The 2,334-nt window shown below is 38.9% G+C and carries 2 protein-coding genes and 1 pseudogene; 2 read left to right on the top strand and 1 reads right to left on the bottom strand.

Annotation, left to right across the window (positions count from 1 at the left end; genetic code table 11):
• Positions 1-242 (top strand): annotated as a pseudogene (locus BFI01S_RS21610) (PH domain-containing protein); the annotation flags it as partial.
• A gap of 38 nt (positions 243-280) precedes the next feature.
• Here the strand turns inward: BFI01S_RS21610 and pdxR are convergent.
• The gene (gene pdxR / locus BFI01S_RS21605; protein WP_061794407.1) at positions 281-1,651 is read right to left on the bottom strand and encodes a MocR-like pyridoxine biosynthesis transcription factor PdxR; all 1,371 of its coding nucleotides are present in this window, start codon (positions 1,649-1,651) and stop codon (positions 281-283) included.
• Positions 1,652-1,743: 92 nt separating this feature from the next.
• On the opposite strand from pdxR, the gene BFI01S_RS21600 reads away from it, so the two are divergent.
• Positions 1,744-2,316 carry a GNAT family N-acetyltransferase gene (locus BFI01S_RS21600; RefSeq protein WP_061794406.1) on the top strand — a complete coding sequence of 191 codons (573 nt, stop codon included), beginning with the start codon at positions 1,744-1,746 and terminating at the stop codon, positions 2,314-2,316.
• Positions 2,317-2,334: the final 18 nt, after the last annotated feature.

Raw genomic sequence — 2,334 nt, 5'->3', positions numbered from 1 at the left:
AGATATTCTATGGAATCCCGGTATCAGATACAAACAAGGAATTAGTTGAAGAATTTGTGTATAGCAATATTACTTCCATTGAAGAAAAAAGGGGAATCACCGGGAAGCATATTCATATGTACTATAATCAAGACTTTTATAAATTCCAGCAAATCCAGGGGATGAATATGTTTGATTTTTTGGTTGCTGTAAAGGAAAAGATGTGCTGTTTACCGCTTCAGCAAAAGAGCGTTATCCTGTAAGATAAGCGCTCTTTTAAATGATTGAATATATGGCTTGCTTATTTGCTTAGATAACTTTTCCAAGCATTAGCCAGTAATTGGACTCCTCTCTCAATCTCGTCCATCGAGGGTGCGCCATATCCGATCATCACATGATTGTTAGGCTTGTGAAGCTGATACATAGGCGAAACAGCATCGATTTCAACTCTCGCCGACTTTGCCAGTTCAATTGCTTTAGATTCATCCAATCCTTCCGGTAATGTCACGATGATATGCAAGCCCGCTGTATCTCCAATTATGTCAAAGTGTTCTCCTAAATGTTTTGACAGGCTTTCTATTAAACAGCTCCGCTTAGCACGATATAGCGTTCTCATTTTTGCTATATGAGATGAATAAAGTCTTTCTTCCATAAATTTTGCAGCAGCTCGCTGATCGATTCTTGAAACAGTCGACTTTTGATAAGCATTAAATTTTTCAAAGTCTTGCTGCAGTGCTGCTGGCATAATCAGATAGCTAATCCGAAGTGATGGCAGCAATGTTTTTGAAAAGGTGCCGAAATACAGTACCCGCCCGGTGGAATCCATATGTGATAATGCTGGGATTGGTGCCCCTTTGTAGCGAAATTCAGAATCATAGTCATCCTCGATAATGAAAGCATCCTGCTTAATTGCCCAATTTAACAGTTCAACCCTTCTGGCAATAGACATAATTGTACCGGTAGGGTATTGATGAGCAGGTGTCGTATATAATAATTTTATTGGCTCATCAGGCACACAGCATCCTTCCTCATCCACAGAAATAGGATAACAAGGCAGCTGTAATTGATCAAAAACAGATCTTGCCCGAATAAAACCTGGATCTTCTATTCCGATCGCTTTCTGTTTAAAAAACAAACAGACATTTAGCAGCAGCTGCTGAAATCCGCTAAAAATATACACTTGCTCCGGCTGGCAGGCCAGCCCTCTAGCTTGCTGTAAGTATAGTGCAATTTGAACACGCAAAGAATATTCGCCCTGCCACGGTGCATTGCTGGCATTAGATTCATTAAGCTCTTTTCTGTATAATCGGTTCCAATGTTTATAGGGGAAGGCAGAGGCATCGATCTGCCCATTTTTAAAATTAATGAGAAACTCATTCTGAACTCTTTTCTCCAAGTCCGTTGTATTAATCTGACTATAGTGCCATTCATCCTGAATTTCAGAAACAAAATAGCCTCTGCGTTGTGCTGAATAACAATACCCTTCACTCTGCAACTGTTCATAAGCCATCTGAACAGTTATGATGCTTACGTTTAATTGTTCAGCCAGCCGCCGCTTTGCAGGAAGTCTTGAATGAGCTGACAATTTTTTCTCTAAAATCGCCAGCCGAATTTGTTCATAAATTTCTTTGTACTTTATTCCATTTTCCGAAAGCAGAATTTGAAATTCCATCGAATCATTCCCTGGTATTATATTAAAATTCATTTTTGGTTATTTTTATCATACCAGAATTCGGTTTTAATTGATTCAAGGAGAGTGATAGCATGCAAAAATTAGAAAACAATGTTGTGCAGTTGATTCCCATGGAACTTGAGCATGTTGAAGGAATTTATGAAGCAGCTCAGGATAAACGCATATGGGAGCATATGTCTGTTGATTTAACAGAGAAAAGCAGGGTCATTCACTATGTCAAAGATGCGATACAAAAACGTGAGCAGGGCGCCGATTTTGCTTTTGTCACTATCGATAAGAAAACAGGGAATATCATCGGTGCAACCTGGTTTCTCGATATTTCAATCCCTAATAAACGGCTCGAAATCGGCTCAACATGGATGAACCCTCTTTATTGGCGCACGAATATTAATTCAAACTGTAAATATTTATTATTAACCTACTGTTTTGAAGAACTGTCCCTGAATCGCGTACAAATTAAAACCGGACATGAAAATTTCCGTTCACAAAAAGCAATCCAACGGATCGGTGCGGTAAAAGAAGGCGTCCTTCGAAATCATATGATACGAAAGGAAGGGACTATTCGCCATACTGTCCTTTATAGTGTCATAAAAGAAGATTGGGGAAAAGTAAAAAGACATTTCGAAGAGCACTTGCTTTTCTAGGTTTTGTGGAATATTTAT

The sequence above is a fragment of the Cytobacillus firmus NBRC 15306 genome (genome assembly GCF_001591465.1).
Taxonomy (GTDB): Bacteria; Bacillota; Bacilli; order Bacillales; family Cytobacillaceae; genus Cytobacillus; species Cytobacillus firmus.
Note: the sequence above shows the minus strand (reverse complement) of the source record. Positions and strands in the feature narration are given on the sequence as shown.